We start from the raw sequence: 17,461 nt of genomic DNA, 5'->3' as shown, positions 1-17,461 counted from the left end.
AAGTTAACGAAAGGCCCTTCTGGAGCGATTAAGGTCTCTAGGGTCCGTTATAACCAAACCGTGCAGGTTTCTCACATGATCTTAGTTATACGCCATTGATAGACAGCCTCTTGTTGTCATTTTGTTCATTCAATGCTGCTTATCTTACCATTAGCCATGCCTTTTTCCATAATTAACGGCCACGAAAGCTGTAACCACTCTCGGTTACTTACACCTGCATTTTGGTCATTTCCCCTGTTGGACAACTAATAGACAAAGGATGGATGCTACGGATGGCAAATGTTGAAGAACAAACCGTCGCTGTCGAGGTGACGGAGGAACAGAAGGCAGCGACGCGGGAACGGATTCTCAAGCAGATCGCCAGCGAACTGCAGCTTCCTCCGGGCAAGGTCAGGACAACGGTGGAGCTGATGGATGAAGGGAACACGATTCCTTTTATCGCTCGTTATCGTAAAGAAATGACCGGGGAGATGGATGAGAACACTCTTCGCAATATAGAAGAACGGCTTCAGTATTTAAGAAGTCTCGAGGATCGCAAGCTGGAAGTGATCCGCCTGATTGACGAGCAGGGCAAGCTGACTCCGGAGCTCAGGGCCGACATCGAGAAATCCGTCAAGCTGCAGGAAGTCGAGGATTTATACCGCCCTTACCGCCAGAAGAGGAAGACGAGAGCGAGCATCGCCAAGGAAAGAGGGCTCGAGCCTCTAGCGGAATGGATATTGCAGCAGCCTAAGCAGGGCGATCTGATGGCAGAGGCAGGTAAATATATCCAACCTGATAAAGAAGTCCATACCGCGGAGGAAGCTCTGCAGGGTGCTATGGACATTATCGCCGAGAGAATGGCTGATGATCCGAAAATACGGGCTTGGGTCAGGAAGTTCGTCTGGGAGGAAGGAACGGTCATAACCAAAGCCAAGGATCCGGAGCAGGAATCGGTCTATGAAATGTATTACGATTACCAGGAGCCGGTACGCAAGCTCCCTCCTCATCGCGTCTTGGCGATTAATCGGGGAGAGCGTGAAGAGGTGCTGAAGGTATCCATTGATGTCGCGGCGGAGAAAATCCATCAATACATGTCCAGACAGTATATTAAGCATTGGGGTTCAATTGTTGCCGATACGTTGACTGCTATTGTGGAGGACGCCTATAAGCGGCTGATCGCCCCCGCGGTGGAAAGGGAAATTCGCAATCAGCTGACGGAGATGGCGGAGGAACACGCGATCCAAATATTTGCCGAAAATCTGCGGAACTTGCTGCTGCAGCCTCCGGTGAAGGGGAAGGTGGTTCTCGGTGTTGACCCGGCATACCGGACAGGCTGTAAGCTCGCGGTAGTCGATGAAACCGGCAAGGTATTGGATATCGCGGTGACTTATCCTACCCCTCCGCACAATAAAGTGGCGGAGGCCCGCTCCATCTTCCAACAGCTGGTAGACAAGCATAAAGTGGAGCTGATCGTGATCGGCAACGGGACGGCTTCCCGGGAAACCGAGCAGTTTGTTGCCGATTTTATCCAATCTGCCGGCAAGGGGCAGCTTCAGTATATTATCGTGAGCGAGGCCGGAGCGAGTGTCTACTCCGCCTCCAAGCTGGCGCAAACCGAGTTCCCGGAACTGGACGTTGCCGAGAGAAGCGCCATTTCCATTGCGCGCCGCATGCAGGACCCTCTGGCGGAGCTGGTCAAGATCGATCCCAAGTCGATCGGAGTGGGTCAATACCAGCATGACGTCACGCAGAAAAGGCTGGAGGAAAGCCTGTCGGCTGTGGTGGAATCCGCAGTTAACCATGTCGGTGTGGATTTGAATACGGCTTCTCCGTCGCTGTTGTCTTATGTGGCCGGGGTCAACGGTACCATTGCCAAAAATATCGTCAAATTCCGGGAGGAGAACGGCAAGTTTACGAACCGGAAGCAGCTGCAGAAGGTTCCCAGGCTGGGTGCCAAAACGTATGAGCAGTGTGTCGGCTTTATGCGGATAAGCGATGGGGAGAATCCGCTTGACCAAACTCCTATTCACCCGGAATCCTATGGAGTGGTGGATCAGTTGTTCCGTGAATTGGGCCTGGAGCTGAACGCCCTGGGTCAGCAGGAGCTGAAGGACAAGCTGGCGGGCCTAGATCCCGATCAAATCGCTCCCAAGCTGGGAGTTGGGGGGCCTACTCTCCGGGACATTCTGGACAGTCTGCAGAGACCGGGCAGGGATCCGAGGGAAGAGCTTCCGCCGCCAATCTTCAGGACGGATGTGCTTCAGCTTGAGGATTTGGTTCCCGGCATGGAATTGCAGGGAACCGTCCGGAACGTGATTGACTTCGGAGCCTTTATCGACATCGGGGTCAAGAATGACGGTCTCGTTCACATCTCCCAGCTAAGCGACCGGTATGTCAAGCATCCTATGGACGTTGTCTCCGTAGGAGATACGGTTACGGTTTGGGTCCTTAGTGTGGATGTCAAAAAGGGCCGAGTCAGTCTGACGATGAAAAATCCGCATCGGCAGGATAAATAAAATCAAGGAGCAGTCCGGAAATCGATTAACGGACTGCTCCTTGTTTTAGATTCGAATGGATCCCCATTCGAAAAATGTCATATTGGGATTACCCTTCAGGATTGCTCCTTCACTTCATTTTGCTTGGTCCGATAGAAGAACCAGCAATCATTAAGCAACTTGACTTGCCTGCGGTTTTTGTTGTGGAAAGCCCTCATCAGTTGAAGGCATAGCCATTGCGGCATGCATCCCGCCCCTTCCTGCTGAAATCGCCTGCTTAATTTACCATATGGGCAAATCGGCGATTTTGTGCAGGTCCACGAAGTATTGAACGGGCTGTTGTGCGACCTGTTTCCGCCTATTGATCGGTCTCTTCCTCATACCACTGCTCCAGTTGGGCCTGCAGCGCACGAATTTCCGTAAGCAGCGAAATGAGCGGGTAGGAGTTTTCTTCAATAGCGGCAAAAGCACTCTCCAGCCGGTTGACATATTCCAATCCTCCGGTGACCGGGTATTGCTCGTCTACCAATTCCAAATCATCACATTCCGCAATCAGATAGGGAAGCCGTGGAACATTGCCTGCCGTCAGCTTGTCCAGTTCCTTGTGAAGTCTTCGGTTCAACGCTGTCAATTGGTACATATGAGTGGACGGCATCTCCACAAACTCCAGATGATCCCCCAGCTTGAGTATTCCAAATCGCATTTTGGCCATACGGTCCGTTATCCTCTCTTTCTCTTCGCTTGCGCGTGAAGGACGGTTAAACCATAACGTCTCCGCCTTTACGTCTTTCGTGTCGAATAAATAAAGATAAGTTCTTTTTGTTTCGTGCAAAATAGTTTCCAATGTCGAAAAAGTTAAGAGCCGTTTTCCGCATCCTCAATTACACAAGTTTCTACTTGACAGTGTACTTAAGATGCGGTACAAATTCAAGAGAATGTCGGCGAAATCCGGGCCACTGATTTATAACCTATCGCTGTCGGGGCTGAACGCCGATCAATAGTATTCCCCCGCCGGTCAATTGGTGAGTTGAGCGTAAGGATTTCTAATTAGATGCGTGAAGGGGAGGTCCGGCAGCGGCGCTGGATCCATGTTATGCAGGAGAAGGAGCGAGAGGTCATGAGCAACGAGGAATTACAGCAGTGGGTCGAACAAATCTCGTTGAGATCTTTTGGAAGGCCGTTTCTTCACCGGGCCACCTTCAATTCCCGGCTTCGCTCTACGGGAGGAAGATATTTCATGAAGACCCACCATATTGAAATAAGCCGCAAGCATTATGAGACGTTCGGGGCAGACGAAGTGGAGAAAATTATTAAGCACGAGCTTTGCCATTATCATTTGCATTTGCAGCGCAAAGGATACAAGCACCGTGACGCTGATTTCAAAACCTTGTTGAAAGAGGTGGGGGGAACCCGCTTCTGTCAGGCTTTGCCCGGCAGACAAAGCAAGGAGCCCTACCGTTATCGGCTGGTATGCGGCTCCTGCCAAATGGAATATTTGCGCAAACGCAAGGTAGACCCTCGTAAATATGTTTGCGGGAAATGCAGGGGGAAGCTGTGGCTGCTTGCTTTGGATAAGAACGAGGAATTAAGGTGATTATATACAGAAAGGGCGGGTTTCGGCAGGATTTTTTCTAACGGTAGTCCTTCTCGAAGGACTTGACTAAATGGAAACTTCATGATAAATTTAAAGATGTCGCTTTACATTCCCTGATAGCTCAGTTGGTAGAGCACTCGGCTGTTAACCGAGTTGTCACAGGTTCGAGTCCTGTTCGGGGAGCCATGGAGAGATACCCAAGTGGCTATAAGGGGACCCTCTGCTAAGGGGTTAGACTGCGTAAGCGGTGCGAGGGTTCGAATCCCTCTCTCTCCGCCATACATAAGCGACCGGGACCGCGGTATGCGGTCTTTTTTGTTTAGTTGATGATGGCATTAAAATCCAAAATAAATTATATGAAAAAAAGCTTGTCAAAGGTATGAATATCCGTTATAATAACTCTTGTCGCTTTAAGGAGCACACTTAAAGTAATCAAGCTTTGGCCCGTTGGTCAAGTGGTTAAGACACCGCCCTTTCACGGCGGTAACACGGGTTCGAATCCCGTACGGGTCACCATTTATCTTTTCCGTTTGTCACTGATTTGCAACTGCACTGGGCTAACGGACATAGAACTGCATGAGAGCCATTAGCTCAGTCGGTAGAGCACCTGACTTTTAATCAGGGTGTCGGAGGTTCGAGTCCTCCATGGCTCACCATTGCTTCTCATTGGCAATTCGTGGTAATATAATCACATACGCGGTCGTGGTGGAATGGCAGACACGCTATCTTGAGGGGGTAGTGGGCGTACGCCCGTGGAGGTTCGAGTCCTCTCGACCGCATAGAAAGTAAAAGCACCGAAAGCCCTTAATGTATAAGGGCTTTTTGTTTTTTCTATATATAAATTTTTTTGTATCAAATATGTCAGTCTTTACTTGGTGCCATTTCAAACCCGCTTATATAGGCTTTTTCCAACTACCTTGAAAATCCGTCTATTTTACCGTCTGCAGGCATCGTTGCAAGCGGAGCGGTACGTCTAACTGTATTTTGTACAGGTAGATTCAAGCGAATGGGCGAAAATGATCAAACTAACTGGATAAACTACAGTTAAAATGGGCAACTTTGGGCGAAACGGCTGTTTTGGCGCAAACTAACTGTAGATTTTCCAGTTATTTTCCATATTTCTTCCGAATATAGAAATCTAACTGTATGAAATCCATTAAGTTTTCAAATTTCACACTATTGAAGCCATTCAACTCTATTCTACCTTGAAAATCCATCCATTTTCATCATCTGATGGTGCCGCGGTCAGCGGCATAGGGGTCTAAATGAAAATGGCGATGCCTTTTTCTTTCATTGGATTTAAAATTTCAACGTCACACATGCTGATATATGTAATAGATTTCAGGTTGATTAAGTGCTCAAAGCCACCGACATGTGTAATATCAAAAAAATCATCCTCACCATCCCAATCAGGCTGAATGAGATGGTATATTTCATTTCCTCCATCCAAACACAGCTCCGTGACTTTATCCAAATCCTCCTTTTCAAGTTCCAGGGCTGAGAAGTACTGTAACAGTTCGTCGATAGGGCCAGAATCATCCGCATACCATTCATACTTTTCTGTATATATCTCCTTTAATTGTTCAAGCTCCTGTCTAAATTTCGGATCTAGATCAAGCAACGCATCAATGACCACCAATTTAAAATTAAAATCTTGAAACATACCCGTAAGATCAACATGCTTTCCCATTTTCCATCTCCATTCTTATTTCACACTTGCTAACATAGTTTTTCGTTCTTTCAGCATTTGAGCATAATCAACACCTCAATCTGCGTGCCTTGACTTAGTAACCACATCCTAATTCCCTGTTCGAATACATCGGCTTCAAATCTAATTCCTTCGTCATTCAGGCTTAGCACTCTTATATTGGGCAACCGATCATAAACAGCTTCCAGATTATTTATTATTTTAGCAGATGCATCCAATTCGTGGTAGAACTGTGGTAGCCTACTTAATCTGAGGGGAATTTCTCCACAATCCCCAATCGGTCACATTTGGCAAAAAAAGCCCCGCTGGGCCGTCTGGCTGAGCGGGGCAGTTCTTTTTGATCATCTTTTTCTCTTCGACCTACGACTGGATACTGTGCAAAATTCGTCCCTAAATATTGGCTTAACGATACGGTGGGGGATAGGTACACAATGATGTTTTCTTATAATCTCGACTGGCTGAATGACTTGTACGATCTGAGGGTGAAACACATTTTCAAATACTCTTACAGGTGGATCGACTACTGTCCTTGTCGGACATTGAGGACAACGCATAGGCTTCTTCTCCCTTCCAAAAAGATAATATTATTCTATGCCGGTAACAATTAATCTGCTTGTTCTACTGCCTTATCCAAAGATTAATAGCGAGAAAAGTATAAACAAAAACCCCGCCTTAATCGAACTATACCTTTCAATTCACTTTATATGAGTGTTTTGGTCATTATAAAATCCAGTTGTTCTTCATCCCCCATATAAAAAGAGTGGGCTCCGGTTTGAACAAACCCCATTTTCTTATAAAAAGCAATAGCATTTTCATTTCTTTCCCATACGCCTAGCCAGATTGTCTTTTTATTATGTTTCGCCGCAATTTCCATAGCTTTATTAAGCAAATATTGACCAAGCCCGAGTTTTTGAAATTTCTTCTTTACATAAATTCTCTCGATTTCAAGGGTTTCATCACCCATTTTTTCAGATTGAGCATCATCCGTGTTGACCTTTAAATATCCAGCGACTTCATTATTCGAATAAATAAAAAAGAATTGCGAAAAACGATTGGATAATTCCTTTTCTAATTGCTTTAAGTTAAATGCCCTTTCCAAATAGGCCTTCATATTTTCGGGTGAGTTCTGGTGCTTAAAGGCTTCGTTAAATGTTTCATAGCTAATTTCTTGAAGCTTGCGTAAATCTTCGAGGGTACACTTTTTTATAGTTATGGTCATTTAAATATTTCGCCCCTTTGTATAATCAATAATTTCTCTTGTTTCCCTTTTTAACAAATTCCCAGTCTTTTCCTATATTTTTTCTTACTCTTTGAAGAAGACGGAGAATGGTTTCTGCTTCTCTTTCGGAAAATCCCTGTAATGCAACGGTGTTGGAATAATCATTCTCTCTTTTTATAAAAGGGTAAACATTTTTCCCTTTCTCTGTTGGAAAAAGTTTTTTAATTTTTTTGTTATGTGTATCTTCTTTCTTTTCAATAAAGCCGTTAATTTCAAGTTTTTTTATAGCACGGGCTGCTGTTGTTCGATCTACCTTTATCATCTCGGCTAACTTTTCTTGAATGATTCCCGATTGTTCACATATTCGGACCAGGTACAAATACTGCCCTCTTGTAAGGTCACACTCTTTAAATTCTATATTGCTTATAGAATCTAGTGCCCTTGCAATCATTCCTATTTCACGGAGAATATCCTTCATAATTAACTCCTTAGTCTGCGTTATTGTTGCAAATGCAATAAAAATGCGTACATTGAATTTACCTGAAATTTGTTGCATTTGCAACAAAAAACGATGATGATGTCAAGCTCCGTTGATGGACAACTCGTCGTAAGCCGATAGCGGATTAATAATTTAGGATTGACATCGTAAAGAATCCAATTTATTATTAAAAATAATTTTAATGCTATCTAAAAATTTTTATGGGAGGTGACGAATAAAATCTAATCGATAGTTCTGTAAAGCGACCGGGTAATGGTTATATATAAAGTCAACTTGCTGCAGCTTTACCCGGGCTGGAATCAAGCAAGCCATCCTGCTTGCTTATCTCCAAAACTTTTAACACATCAAGGGAGTGAAACGGAAATTATGAACGAAGTGAACAAGCAGGCAGGAAATCGGTGGGATCCTACATTAGTCAATGAAGACCTGGCCCCGACACCGCCATCGAAGCGTAACTGGAACTGGTGGAGCTACTCCGCGGTCTGGATGGGAATTGTTCATAACATTGTGGCTTGGGAGGTTGCGGCTAACCTCGTCAAGATAGGGTTCAGCTTCTGGCAGTCTTTCGCCGTTGTTGCAATCGCTTACGGCGTAGCATTTATCGCAATTCTACTAAACAGCGTTCCGGGAGCCGAGTTCGGATTGCCATTCCCCGTGCTTATTCGCTCCGCTTTCGGTTATAAAGGAGCGCAGGTTCCGGTATTTCTCCGCGCATTGCTGGCCATATTCTGGTTCGGTGTCCATATGTATATCGGAAGTAAGGCCGTCGGAGCCGTATTAAGCGTAGCGTTTCCGGGCTGGAAGTCACTGGGTGACTATCAGATTGTAGGTATGGACCTGAACAACTTTATAGCATTTGTCATCTGCTGGCTTCTTCACGCTTACGTTATCAACCATGGCATGGAAAGAGTTCGCAAGTTCGAGCTGTGGGCCGGTCCCCTGATCATGATTCTTGCTGTCGGTCTCGTCATATGGGCTGTTGATGCGGCACATGGGATTAAGCCCCTTGTTTCTGCACCTGCCACTATTTCGGGGGGAGAATTCTGGGGAACGTTCTTTTTATCTATATCCGCACTGCTTGGTACCGTAGCGACACTGGTTCTGAACATTTCGGATTTGACCCGGTTTTCGCGCAGCCAGAAGGATCACATTATCGGTCAGGGGATTGGGCTGCCATTGATGTTTCTGATCTTCTCACTTATGAGCATACTGGTTGCGTCAGGAACTGTAATCGCTTACGGGGGGGCCATAACGAATCCGATAGATCTTCTTCTCAAGTTCGATCATCCTTTCATTGTGCTTCTGGGGGCGTTCTCGGTTCTGATCTCTACCGCTTCTGTTAACGTTGCAACCAACGGTGTATCGGTTGGCTACGATATGACAAATCTGTACCCGGCCAAACTTAACTTCCGGAGATCCTGTTTGATTGCGATTATCATCGGTGCGCTGTCCGCGCCATGGCTGTGGTACGACAGCTTCGACTCGATCGGTGAAGTGATGGGGGCGATCGGAGCCACAATGGGGCCGGTCACGGGAATCATGCTCGTAGATTTCTACCTTATTCGCAGGCAGAATTACAATGTTGACGCCTTTTATGTGAGAGATGGCCTATATGCTTATCGTCAGGGATGGAATATCCGCGCACTCATCGCCATGGCCATCGGTGTGTTGGTTGCGTTCCTGGGACTTATTTTTCCGTCCTTGGATTATCTGTACAGCTACAATTGGTTCTTGGGTGTCGGATTCGGCGGGGTCATTTATTACGTGCTTATGAGATCATCCATTGCCAAAAGCCCGGATCAAGCCGAGCGCATCGATGCCGCTTCTTGATATTAAAAAGTGGCCGGTCTCCGCGCTAACCGCGAAGGTCCGTTAGGAATAGCATCATGAGTAAACAAGGGAGGAAACCATACTATGATAAGTTCACAGCGTCTTGAAGACAGAATCAACAGCCTGGCCCGAATCGGAATGACCGAAGAGGGCGGAGTAACACGGCTTGCCTTAACCGATGAAGACAGAAAGGCCCATCAGTTGGTCCGTTCATGGATGGAACAGGCCGGAATGTCGGTGCGGGTGGATGCCGCCGGCAATTTGATCGGGCGCAAGGAAGGAACGAATCCGCAAGCCCGTCCGGTCGTTATGGGGTCCCATATCGATTCGGTAGGCAACGGAGGCAAGTTCGACGGGACCATCGGCGTCATTGGTGGAATTGAGGTCGTCCAACATATTGCCGAAGAGAATATCAGCATCACACGGCCCGTGGAAGTTATCGCATTCTGTGAAGAAGAAGGTTCGCGGTTTCAATCCGGCGGCATATTTGGAAGCAGAGCGATGACCGGAAAAATAACCCCGGCCGATTTGGAAATTCGCGACGCTAACGGAATTTCACGACGCCAGGCGTTAGCGGACTTCGGTCTTAATCCCGATGAATTATTTACGAAAGCGATCCGGCGTAAGGGTGAGATGGCGCTCTATCTCGAAATGCACATCGAGCAAGGGCCGGTTCTGGAACAGAAGGGAATTCCCGTTGGAATAGTGACCGGGATTACAGGTTTGTCCTTAACGGAAATCATCGTCGAGGGGAAGCCGAATCACGTCGGAGCCACACCGATGGGCATGCGGCATGACGCCCTGCTGGGGGCCTGTGAAATAGCGACCGGGATCGAGGAGATTTGTCTATCCTACGGTTCGCCAGCGGTAGGGACGGTAGGAACGATGGAAGTGTTTCCCGGTCAAGTAAACATCGTCCCCGGCCGGGTGGTGATGACGACGGATGTGCGGGATCTCGATGTAGAGAGACGCGAAAGCATCCTGCAGCGCATTCGGAATCACGCCGAATCGGTTGCGGGAAGGAGGGGTCTGACGGTTAGTTTCGATACTAAACTGAAAGCAAATCCGGCACTGTGCAGCCAAGAGATCATCGAGGTCATGAAGCGGGAAAGCGAGAGAATGAGCTTGAGTTATCTGGAAATGCCGAGCGGAGCAGGACATGACGCGCAATTAATGGCCGAGCTTGCGGACATGGGGATGATATTCGTCCGTTCTACCGGCGGAAGTCATAATCCGAGAGAATATGCTTCTATGGAAGACATTACCCTGGGAACGGAGCTTTTGTCGCGGGTAGCTCTTCATTATTTGAATGCCGAGGAGGTCTAATCTTGAGAACTATTATACGTAACGGAACGATCGTCACATCAAGAGACCTGTATCAGGCCGATGTGTTAATGGAGGACGGGATTATCACCGGACTGGGTAAAAATTTGAAGATAGAGGATGGCGACCGGATCATTGAAGCGGAAGGCCGATATGTTCTGCCCGGAGGGATTGATGTTCATACGCATCTGGGCATACCGGATACCGTCGATGATTTCGAATCGGGGACGCGCGCGGCCGCTATGGGTGGAATTACAACTATCATTAATTATGTCGATCCGGTCCGAGGCCAGTCCCTGTTGGAAACTTTGCGGGTATGGAAGGAGAAGGCAATGCCATCCTGCATCGATTACGGGTTTCACAGCATCATTAATGAATGCAACGAGCGGGTATTAGAGGAGCTTCCTCTATTGGCGGACAAGGAAGGCGTCACGTCCATCAAGTTATTTATGGCTTACAAGGAAACCAATATGGTGAATGACCTGCAGATGTATCGATTAATGAAAAAAGCGGGGGAATCCGGAATATTGACCTGTGTTCACGCCGAGAACGGGGATGTGATTGACGAATTGGTCGAAGAGGCGGTCGCTCAAGGCCGGTTGGCTCCGATCTATCATGCGTTGACCCGTCCGGAAACGTTGGAAGCGGAAGCTGTCAATCGGGCCTTGCGCATAGCGGAAACTGCCAAGGCTCCGGTATATATCGTACATGTCAGCTGCGCCGATGCCATGAATGAAGTCGGGCAAGCGGTTGAACGCGGCGGGCATGTCTACGCCGAAACCTGTCCGCATTATTTGGTGCTTGATCAATCCTATCTGGAGCTGCCCGATTTCGAAGGGGGCAAATACGTATGCTCCCCTCCATTGCGGGAGAAATGGAATCAGGACAAATTATGGGAAGGAATCGCCTCCGGGAACATCCACACGATAGGATCGGATCATGCCTCCATTCCATTCGAAGGAGGCAAGACGCGAGGCAGAAATAATTTCGCACAAATTCCGAACGGCCTCCCGGGAATTGAAACTACGTTTCCACTCTTATATCATTATGGTGTTTACGAACAGAGGGTGTCCTTATCGAAATTTGTCGAAATCACCAGTACTAATCCCGCCCGTATTTTTGGGCTGTATCCCAAGAAAGGCACGATTGCCGTAGGAAGCGATGCAGATATTACCATTGTAGATCCGGCCCGGTCCAAGGTAATATCTCATAGAACGCAGCAGCAAGGAACGGACTATAACGTTTACGAAGGAATGGAATTGCAAGGGGCCACAGAGCGAGTATTCTCCCGGGGGGAAGAGCTGGTCAGTAACGGCTTGTTCGTTGGGAAGCCGGGCCGCGGACAGTATCTGCATCGTCAGAAAATCAGCCCATCGGATGCCTTGAAACGGGGAATGATAAAATGACTATACTAGTGGTGGGCGGATCCGGATTCATCGGTACACATATCGTTAGTTATCTGTGCGGCATGGGGCACCGTGTCGTCAGCTACAGCCCTTCCATACCGGGTCCGAGCCAGCGGTTGGACGGCTGTCACTATGTAGAGGGAGATGTAACGGAGCTCGGCACGTTATGTCAAATCATGAAGGAGTTTCGGGTAACCAAGGTTTTCCATAATGCAGGCATTTCACATCCGAAGCTGTACCCGGACAATCCGTATAAAATATACCGTGTGAACGTGACAGGAACATTAACCGTCTTGGAGGCTGCACGGCTGAACCATGTCGAAAAATTCGTTCATATGAGCTCCGCTGGTGTATACGGCAATACTAGCGCGGAACTAGTCGGTGAAGAGGAGAGGCTTCACGGTGAACACCCATACGGGGCTTCCAAGGTCGCTTGCGAAGAGATCGTACGAAATTATGGCATACCTTCCGTTTCATTGCGGGCATCCTTTGTCTATGGACCTGGACGGCAGATGGACTGTCCAATTAGAACTTTATTGTATAACGCTATACATGGGATACCTACAATTTGGAATAATGGGTCCGACCAAAGGCTGGACTTTATATATATTGAGGATATGGTTAGAGCGATCGGTTGCGCTTTGTTGACAGATAACTGGAAGTACACGGAATATAACATAGGGGCAGGGAAAGAGATCCGCTTTTCGACCATAGTCGGCATCGTGAAATCTCTATATCCGGACTGTATTCTACAGGTCGGCCCCGGAGATTTAGGTTACGACAGCCTGGGTGCACTCAAGATAGATAGAGCGAGAGAGGATTTCAATTGGAAGCCGGATATTGATATCGAAGCCGGTATAAGGCAGTATGCATCATGGCTGGAAAAACAACGGGAGCAGGAGGATCAAGCATGAGATTGAAGAATAAAACGGCAATCATTACCGGGGCCGGACCGGGATTGGGAATGGGCAGGGGATTTCCTGAAGGTTTCGCGAGAGAGGGCGCCAATCTGTCGCTTAATTACTACGGCCAGGACCGGGCTGAAATGGAGAAATTCGCGCAAGAACTGCAGAGCTATGGAGTCAAGGTCATTCTTACGGAAGGAGATATTTCGCAAGAAGAGGTAGCGGAACGGTTGGTCCGGGCTACGATGGATGAATTTGGCCGGATAGATATTTTGTTAAACAATGCGGGAATCTCGACTACCAGCCTTATTCAAGACATGTCCGTTGAAACTTGGGATAGAATGATCGATGTGAATTTAAGAAGCGTGTTCCTGACAACAAGATATACCGTGCCTTATATGATCCGACAAAAATCAGGGAGAATCATTAACATAGCCTCCCAATTAGGTCAGAAAGGCGGGGTGAAGCATGCTCATTACGCCGCTGCTAAGGCGGGGGTCATCGCCTTTACGAAGTCGATCGCTCTGGAGCTCGGTTCGTATGGAATAACGGCCAACTGCATCGCGCCCGGTCCAATTGAGACCCAGTTGATGGCCACAGTAGATGAGGAGTGGAAACGGCAGAAAAAATCCGAACTTGCCCTGCCGCGATTCGGGCAAGTGGAGGAAGTTGTTCCTACAGCTATCTTCCTCGCTTCCGATCCGGATGGAAATATTTATACCGGTCAAACACTTGGGCCCAATAGCGGCGATGTCATGCTGTAAACAGAGAGTTATAATGAAGAAATCAATTAACTAAAGGAGACTAAGAACTATGAATATTGAACAAAAGCTTATCGACATGGGGCTGCAGCTGCCAGTAAAGAAGGCGAAAGATGCTCCGTTCGCCGCTTTCTCGACGGTGGGGAATTTAATTTTCTTGTCGGGCCAGACGCCTTCGGTTGACGGTTCGATGGCTTACAAAGGAATTGTCGGCGCAGATGTGAGCATTGAACAAGCCAAGGAATCGGCGGTCGTCTGTACATTAAATTTATTGGCCGCACTGAAGCAGGCGACGGGAGATCTGGCGAAAGTCAAACGGGTTGTGAAATTGAACGGCTATGTGGCGTCTTCTCCGGATTTCACGAAACACCCGGAAGTGATCAATGCGTCGTCCGAATTGTTGAACAGGCTTTTTGACGAGGCTCCCAAACATGCCAGAGCTGCGATCGGGGTCTCCTCCTTGCCTGGAGGGGCGCCTGTAGAGATCGAAATGATAGTGGAAATTAGCGAATAGGAACGTTTTATCGGTATTAAATTGGAACGAAGCCGGAACTGCAGATGATCGTGTCTTGGGCTAGACGATCGGGTAGTTACCGGCTTTTTTTATGAAGAGGGATGAATGACTGCCGGCTAATCTTGTGTTAGAATAAAAAATAATTAAGAATAAAAAAATTTTTGTATGGGACGGGATGAAATTGGAAAGCATGAAAAATGAAATAGAGTTATTTTCCTCGATTGCCAAAGCCATCACCAAACATTTCGGGGAAAAGTGCGAGGTTGTTTTTCACGACTTGACGGACGGATATGAAAGCACGATCGCAGTTATTGAAAACGGGCATGTTACCGGGAGAAAGGTCGGTGATTGCGGGAGCAACCTCGGTCTTGAAGTGCTGCGTGGAACGGTGGAGGATGGGGACAAATACAATTATATTACGCAGACGAAGGACGGGAGGATTTTAAGATCTACTTCTATCTATTTGAAAAACAAGGAAAATGAAACGATCGGAGCCCTATGTATTAATTTGGACATCTCCGAGTTTCTGATGGCTGAGCAAACGATTAAGTCCATTACGATGCACAGCTTCGAAAATGAAGTGAAAGAAACGTTTGTTAATGATGTAAATGAGCTTCTTGATTTTCTGCTGCAGGAATGCCAGAATGAAATTGGCAAAGCCGTTTCGCACATGACCAAGGAAGATAAGCAGAGGGCTGTGGAATTCCTCGATCAGAAGGGAGCCTTCCTGATCAAGAAGTCCGGCGATAAAGTATGCCAGTTTTTGGATATATCCAAGTTTACGCTCTATAACTATTTGGATACCATCCGGGGAGAACAGCAAAGAAAGTCTAATCCGACAAAGTTGTTCTAACGGTTAGAATGAAGGATAAGCAGAACAGCAAAAACCGCAAACGCCGGATCATTCGATGCTGACGCTGCGGTTCCAATCTGTATAGAATTACATTTGGGAAATGTCATCACACACGGTTCAGTCTCTGGAAGGATCAGACATAAACCAAGAAATATATGAGCATCTTGTGCAGACGAGAATAGCCGCATTTCGGTTAGCCCAATCGATTCCGAAGAAGGTGGCCCCCCTCGAGTTTAGCTGCCGATAATCTTTGTCGAAGGTATCGTTCCGGCAGCAGGGACAGAGGATAGGCGTATTGTTGACTTTATATCTCATAAGTACCCCTCCAGTCATTTTCGTCATTATTTATTGAAGAATGCTATAGTTTACATTACGTTCCGCCATCCATCAGGTTCCAAAACATCTAAGGCTCCCCATAACTTTTCGGGGAGCCTCTTTAATGCCTGGCTTATCTGTTTGAGTTGGTCCAGGAATTGTTAATCCTCGGGGGTTCGATCCAGATACAGGCGGGTAACGGAAGTCGATTCGCCTTGTTCTATTTCCCGTTCGCTTGCCTCTTCTTCCATTTCATCATGCATATTCATGCCAGGTGCAAGAGTCGGCCCGGTTTCCTCATTGCGCTTCTTCTTATTTTTCATTCCATCGGGGCTCCTTTAAGATAATGTTAAGCTTAGTATGGCAGGTTTTAGAAAAATCATCCCATCGTATGGATCGCTGCTTCGAGAGGACGTAATTTTCCGGATTTCGACTACTCCCCTCGGCACTTTCTTCTTAAGAAAGCAAACCTCAATCCTGAAGTTCATCTGTTGTAAGGGCTGCCAACCCAAAGCGATAATGGAGGTACCATTAAATTAAGGGGGATGTGCTAAGTGGGCATTAAACTTGGAAAAATTGCGTTGATCGGAGTGCTGGCGTTGTCTTTGGGCGCCTGTGGCGGCAATTCGGGGAACCAGGGTTCCGATAACGGTCAGGGATCGAATCCGCCGGCCAATTCCAATGAAGGCAGCAAGAACGACCCGAAAGAGAAAATCCAGATCACCTTTCAGAATATTTTCCCCGATCCGACTGACCCGAAGCATGGCATTATGAAGAAGATCGTTGCGCAGTATGAGGCCGATCATCCTAACGTGAAGATCGAGCTCGATTCGTTGAATACCGATCAGCAGAAGCTTAAGCTGAAGACCCAGGCTGCTTCCAAGGAGGTGCCCGACATTACGGTTGTCAATCCGGCAGCTCAAATGAAACCGTTCGTTGATGCGGGATTATTTGCGCCATTAAATGATATGGTGGAGAAGAACGGTCTGAAGGAAACGTTCCAGGATGGCCTTCTGGACTGGTACACCTTCGACAATAACTTATATGCGCTGCCCGATGGCAATAATATCGGCGTGGTCTATTATAACAAGGAACTGTTCGAGCAGGGCGGCGTTCAAGTGCCGACCACCTTCGAAGAAATGCTCGAGGTCGTTACCACACTCAAGGCAAAAGGCATACAGCCGATGGTCATCGGAGAGAAGGATACCTGGACCGGCTCCTTCCTGTTCATGAATATGCTTCTTCGTACAAACGACGGGCCCGGCTTCCTGCAGGATGTACTGGACGGCAGGAAAACGTTCGAGGACCCGGCCTTTATCGAGGCGGTCGACAGCTTCCAGGAGCTTGTTCAAGCGGGGGCTTTCCAGGAAGGGGTAACGTCCTTCGACTACAATGCGGGAGAGAATCTGTTCAAAACCGGCAAAGCCGCGATGTATTACATGGGCAGTTGGGCCACCGGCGGGATCGAAACCTCCTCGGTTAACGGGAAAGTCGGCGTCTTCAAATTCCCTACGATTAATGGAAACGGAGATCCGGACGAATTTATGCTGGCCCCGGGCAGTGCTTTTGCCATATCCGCCAATAGCAAGCATTTGGAGGAGACGAAGGATTTTCTAAACTACTTTATGCTGAATTTTCCGATAGAGTCCTTCAAAGCGAAAGGTGCGGTCGGGATTGGACAGAAAGTGGACGGCGATTACAAGGAAGCCGGTTACTCGGAAATGGCGATGGAAATCCTCTCCTTCTTCAAGGATGTGAAGGGCGGCGATCTGGCTTTCGACAATACGATGAATCCCGGGACGGCACAAGCCCATCTAACCAGCATCCAGAATCTTTTTGTTCAGAAGAAGGATGCGGCGGAGGTTGCGAAGGAGCATCAAACTGCATTTGAAAGCAACCAATAAACAAGCGGGTACCTCGGTACGGAAGGGGAATAAATTCCTTTTTCATAATAATAAAACTCGTAAGCTGCGCATGAGGGGTTATTTCACATCGAGGCAGCATAAGGGTTGGGGCCCGCTTTCAATCCTTTGCCCCAATCATGGACAGGAGGAGAA

General features: G+C 47.6%; 17 protein-coding genes and 5 tRNA genes. 15 read left to right on the top strand and 7 right to left on the bottom strand.

Annotation, left to right across the window (positions count from 1 at the left end; all coding sequences use genetic code 11):
• The first annotated feature begins 272 nt into the window (after positions 1–272).
• Entirely contained in the window at positions 273–2,498 is a 2,226-nt protein-coding gene (locus ACFQ03_RS19340) for a Tex family protein (protein ID WP_144937958.1), read from the top strand.
• Between the two features lie 95 nt (positions 2,499–2,593).
• Here the strand turns inward: ACFQ03_RS19340 and cmpA are convergent, their stop codons facing one another.
• On the bottom strand, positions 2,594–2,722 hold the full coding sequence (gene cmpA / locus ACFQ03_RS19335; protein ID WP_144937961.1) for a cortex morphogenetic protein CmpA: 129 nt from the start codon (positions 2,720–2,722) through the stop codon (positions 2,594–2,596).
• Between the two features lie 113 nt (positions 2,723–2,835).
• Complete coding sequence (locus ACFQ03_RS19330; protein WP_150959518.1) at positions 2,836–3,189, bottom strand: hydrolase/acyltransferase; 354 nt, start codon at positions 3,187–3,189, stop codon at positions 2,836–2,838.
• Between the two features lie 405 nt (positions 3,190–3,594).
• Here ACFQ03_RS19330 and ACFQ03_RS19325 point away from each other — a divergent pair, with 405 nt between their 5' ends.
• The 6 genes from ACFQ03_RS19325 (at position 3,595) to ACFQ03_RS19300 (ending at position 4,850) form a co-directional block, all read left to right on the top strand.
• Positions 3,595–4,071 carry a SprT family protein gene (locus ACFQ03_RS19325; protein WP_150959519.1) on the top strand — a complete coding sequence of 159 codons (477 nt, stop codon included), beginning with the start codon at positions 3,595–3,597 and terminating at the stop codon, positions 4,069–4,071.
• 110 nt (positions 4,072–4,181) lie between these two features.
• Positions 4,182–4,257: transfer RNA gene (locus ACFQ03_RS19320), tRNA-Asn, on the top strand.
• 1 nt (position 4,258) lies between these two features.
• Positions 4,259–4,350, top strand: a tRNA-Ser gene (locus tag ACFQ03_RS19315).
• A 162-nt stretch (positions 4,351–4,512) separates the two neighbouring features.
• Positions 4,513–4,587, top strand: a tRNA-Glu gene (locus ACFQ03_RS19310).
• Positions 4,588–4,651: 64 nt separating this feature from the next.
• Positions 4,652–4,727 (top strand) — tRNA-Lys (locus ACFQ03_RS19305).
• 40 nt (positions 4,728–4,767) lie between these two features.
• Positions 4,768–4,850, top strand: a tRNA-Leu gene (locus ACFQ03_RS19300).
• Between the two features lie 482 nt (positions 4,851–5,332).
• Here ACFQ03_RS19300 and ACFQ03_RS19295 read toward each other — a convergent pair.
• From ACFQ03_RS19295 to ACFQ03_RS19285, 3 genes are all read right to left on the bottom strand, one after another.
• On the bottom strand, positions 5,333–5,761 hold the full coding sequence (locus ACFQ03_RS19295; RefSeq protein WP_144937964.1) for a DUF6892 domain-containing protein: 429 nt from the start codon (positions 5,759–5,761) through the stop codon (positions 5,333–5,335).
• A 718-nt stretch (positions 5,762–6,479) separates the two neighbouring features.
• Positions 6,480–6,998 carry a GNAT family N-acetyltransferase gene (locus ACFQ03_RS19290; protein ID WP_379290246.1) on the bottom strand — a complete coding sequence of 173 codons (519 nt, stop codon included), beginning with the start codon at positions 6,996–6,998 and terminating at the stop codon, positions 6,480–6,482.
• A 25-nt stretch (positions 6,999–7,023) separates the two neighbouring features.
• Positions 7,024–7,476 carry a MarR family winged helix-turn-helix transcriptional regulator gene (locus ACFQ03_RS19285; protein WP_144937976.1) on the bottom strand — a complete coding sequence of 151 codons (453 nt, stop codon included), beginning with the start codon at positions 7,474–7,476 and terminating at the stop codon, positions 7,024–7,026.
• Positions 7,477–7,863: 387 nt separating this feature from the next.
• Here ACFQ03_RS19285 and ACFQ03_RS19280 point away from each other — a divergent pair, with 387 nt between their 5' ends.
• The 7 genes from ACFQ03_RS19280 to ACFQ03_RS19250 all read left to right on the top strand — a co-directional run bounded on the left by ACFQ03_RS19280 (position 7,864) and on the right by ACFQ03_RS19250 (position 15,089).
• Entirely contained in the window at positions 7,864–9,327 is a 1,464-nt protein-coding gene (locus ACFQ03_RS19280; protein ID WP_379290244.1) for an NCS1 family nucleobase:cation symporter-1, read from the top strand.
• Between the two features lie 84 nt (positions 9,328–9,411).
• Positions 9,412–10,653 (top strand): M20 family metallo-hydrolase, encoded by a 1,242-nt coding sequence (locus tag ACFQ03_RS19275; RefSeq protein ID WP_379290242.1) that lies wholly within the window; start codon positions 9,412–9,414, stop codon positions 10,651–10,653.
• Between the two features lie 2 nt (positions 10,654–10,655).
• A complete protein-coding gene (hydA, locus tag ACFQ03_RS19270) occupies positions 10,656–12,056 on the top strand; it encodes a dihydropyrimidinase (RefSeq protein ID WP_379290240.1) in 1,401 nt (466 codons plus the stop codon).
• The gene (locus ACFQ03_RS19265) at positions 12,053–12,970 is read left to right on the top strand and encodes an NAD-dependent epimerase/dehydratase family protein (RefSeq protein ID WP_379290238.1); all 918 of its coding nucleotides are present in this window, start codon (positions 12,053–12,055) and stop codon (positions 12,968–12,970) included. The genes hydA and ACFQ03_RS19265 overlap by 4 nt, the downstream gene beginning before the upstream one ends.
• Complete coding sequence (locus ACFQ03_RS19260; protein WP_379290236.1) at positions 12,967–13,725, top strand: SDR family NAD(P)-dependent oxidoreductase; 759 nt, start codon at positions 12,967–12,969, stop codon at positions 13,723–13,725. Before ACFQ03_RS19265 ends, ACFQ03_RS19260 begins: the two co-directional genes overlap by 4 nt.
• Before the next feature lie 49 nt (positions 13,726–13,774).
• Positions 13,775–14,236 (top strand): RidA family protein, encoded by a 462-nt coding sequence (locus tag ACFQ03_RS19255; RefSeq protein WP_144937982.1) that lies wholly within the window; start codon positions 13,775–13,777, stop codon positions 14,234–14,236.
• 190 nt (positions 14,237–14,426) lie between these two features.
• Positions 14,427–15,089 (top strand): helix-turn-helix transcriptional regulator, encoded by a 663-nt coding sequence (locus tag ACFQ03_RS19250; RefSeq protein ID WP_313960589.1) that lies wholly within the window; start codon positions 14,427–14,429, stop codon positions 15,087–15,089.
• A gap of 117 nt (positions 15,090–15,206) precedes the next feature.
• On the opposite strand, the gene ACFQ03_RS19245 is transcribed toward ACFQ03_RS19250, so the two are convergent.
• Together ACFQ03_RS19245 and ACFQ03_RS19240 are read right to left on the bottom strand one after the other, a co-directional pair.
• The gene (locus tag ACFQ03_RS19245) at positions 15,207–15,404 is read right to left on the bottom strand and encodes a hypothetical protein (protein ID WP_144937989.1); all 198 of its coding nucleotides are present in this window, start codon (positions 15,402–15,404) and stop codon (positions 15,207–15,209) included.
• Positions 15,405–15,565: 161 nt separating this feature from the next.
• A complete protein-coding gene (locus tag ACFQ03_RS19240; protein ID WP_186328373.1) occupies positions 15,566–15,727 on the bottom strand; it encodes a hypothetical protein in 162 nt (53 codons plus the stop codon).
• 231 nt (positions 15,728–15,958) lie between these two features.
• Here ACFQ03_RS19240 and ACFQ03_RS19235 point away from each other — a divergent pair, with 231 nt between their 5' ends.
• Positions 15,959–17,308, top strand: a complete 1,350-nt coding sequence (locus ACFQ03_RS19235) for an extracellular solute-binding protein (protein WP_225312565.1) — start codon at positions 15,959–15,961, stop codon at positions 17,306–17,308.
• Positions 17,309–17,461: the final 153 nt, after the last annotated feature.

This window comes from Paenibacillus residui (assembly GCF_042677205.1).
In the GTDB taxonomy this organism is placed as follows: domain Bacteria; phylum Bacillota; class Bacilli; order Paenibacillales; family NBRC-103111; genus Paenibacillus_L; species Paenibacillus_L residui.
Note: the sequence above shows the minus strand (reverse complement) of the source record. Positions and strands in the feature narration are given on the sequence as shown.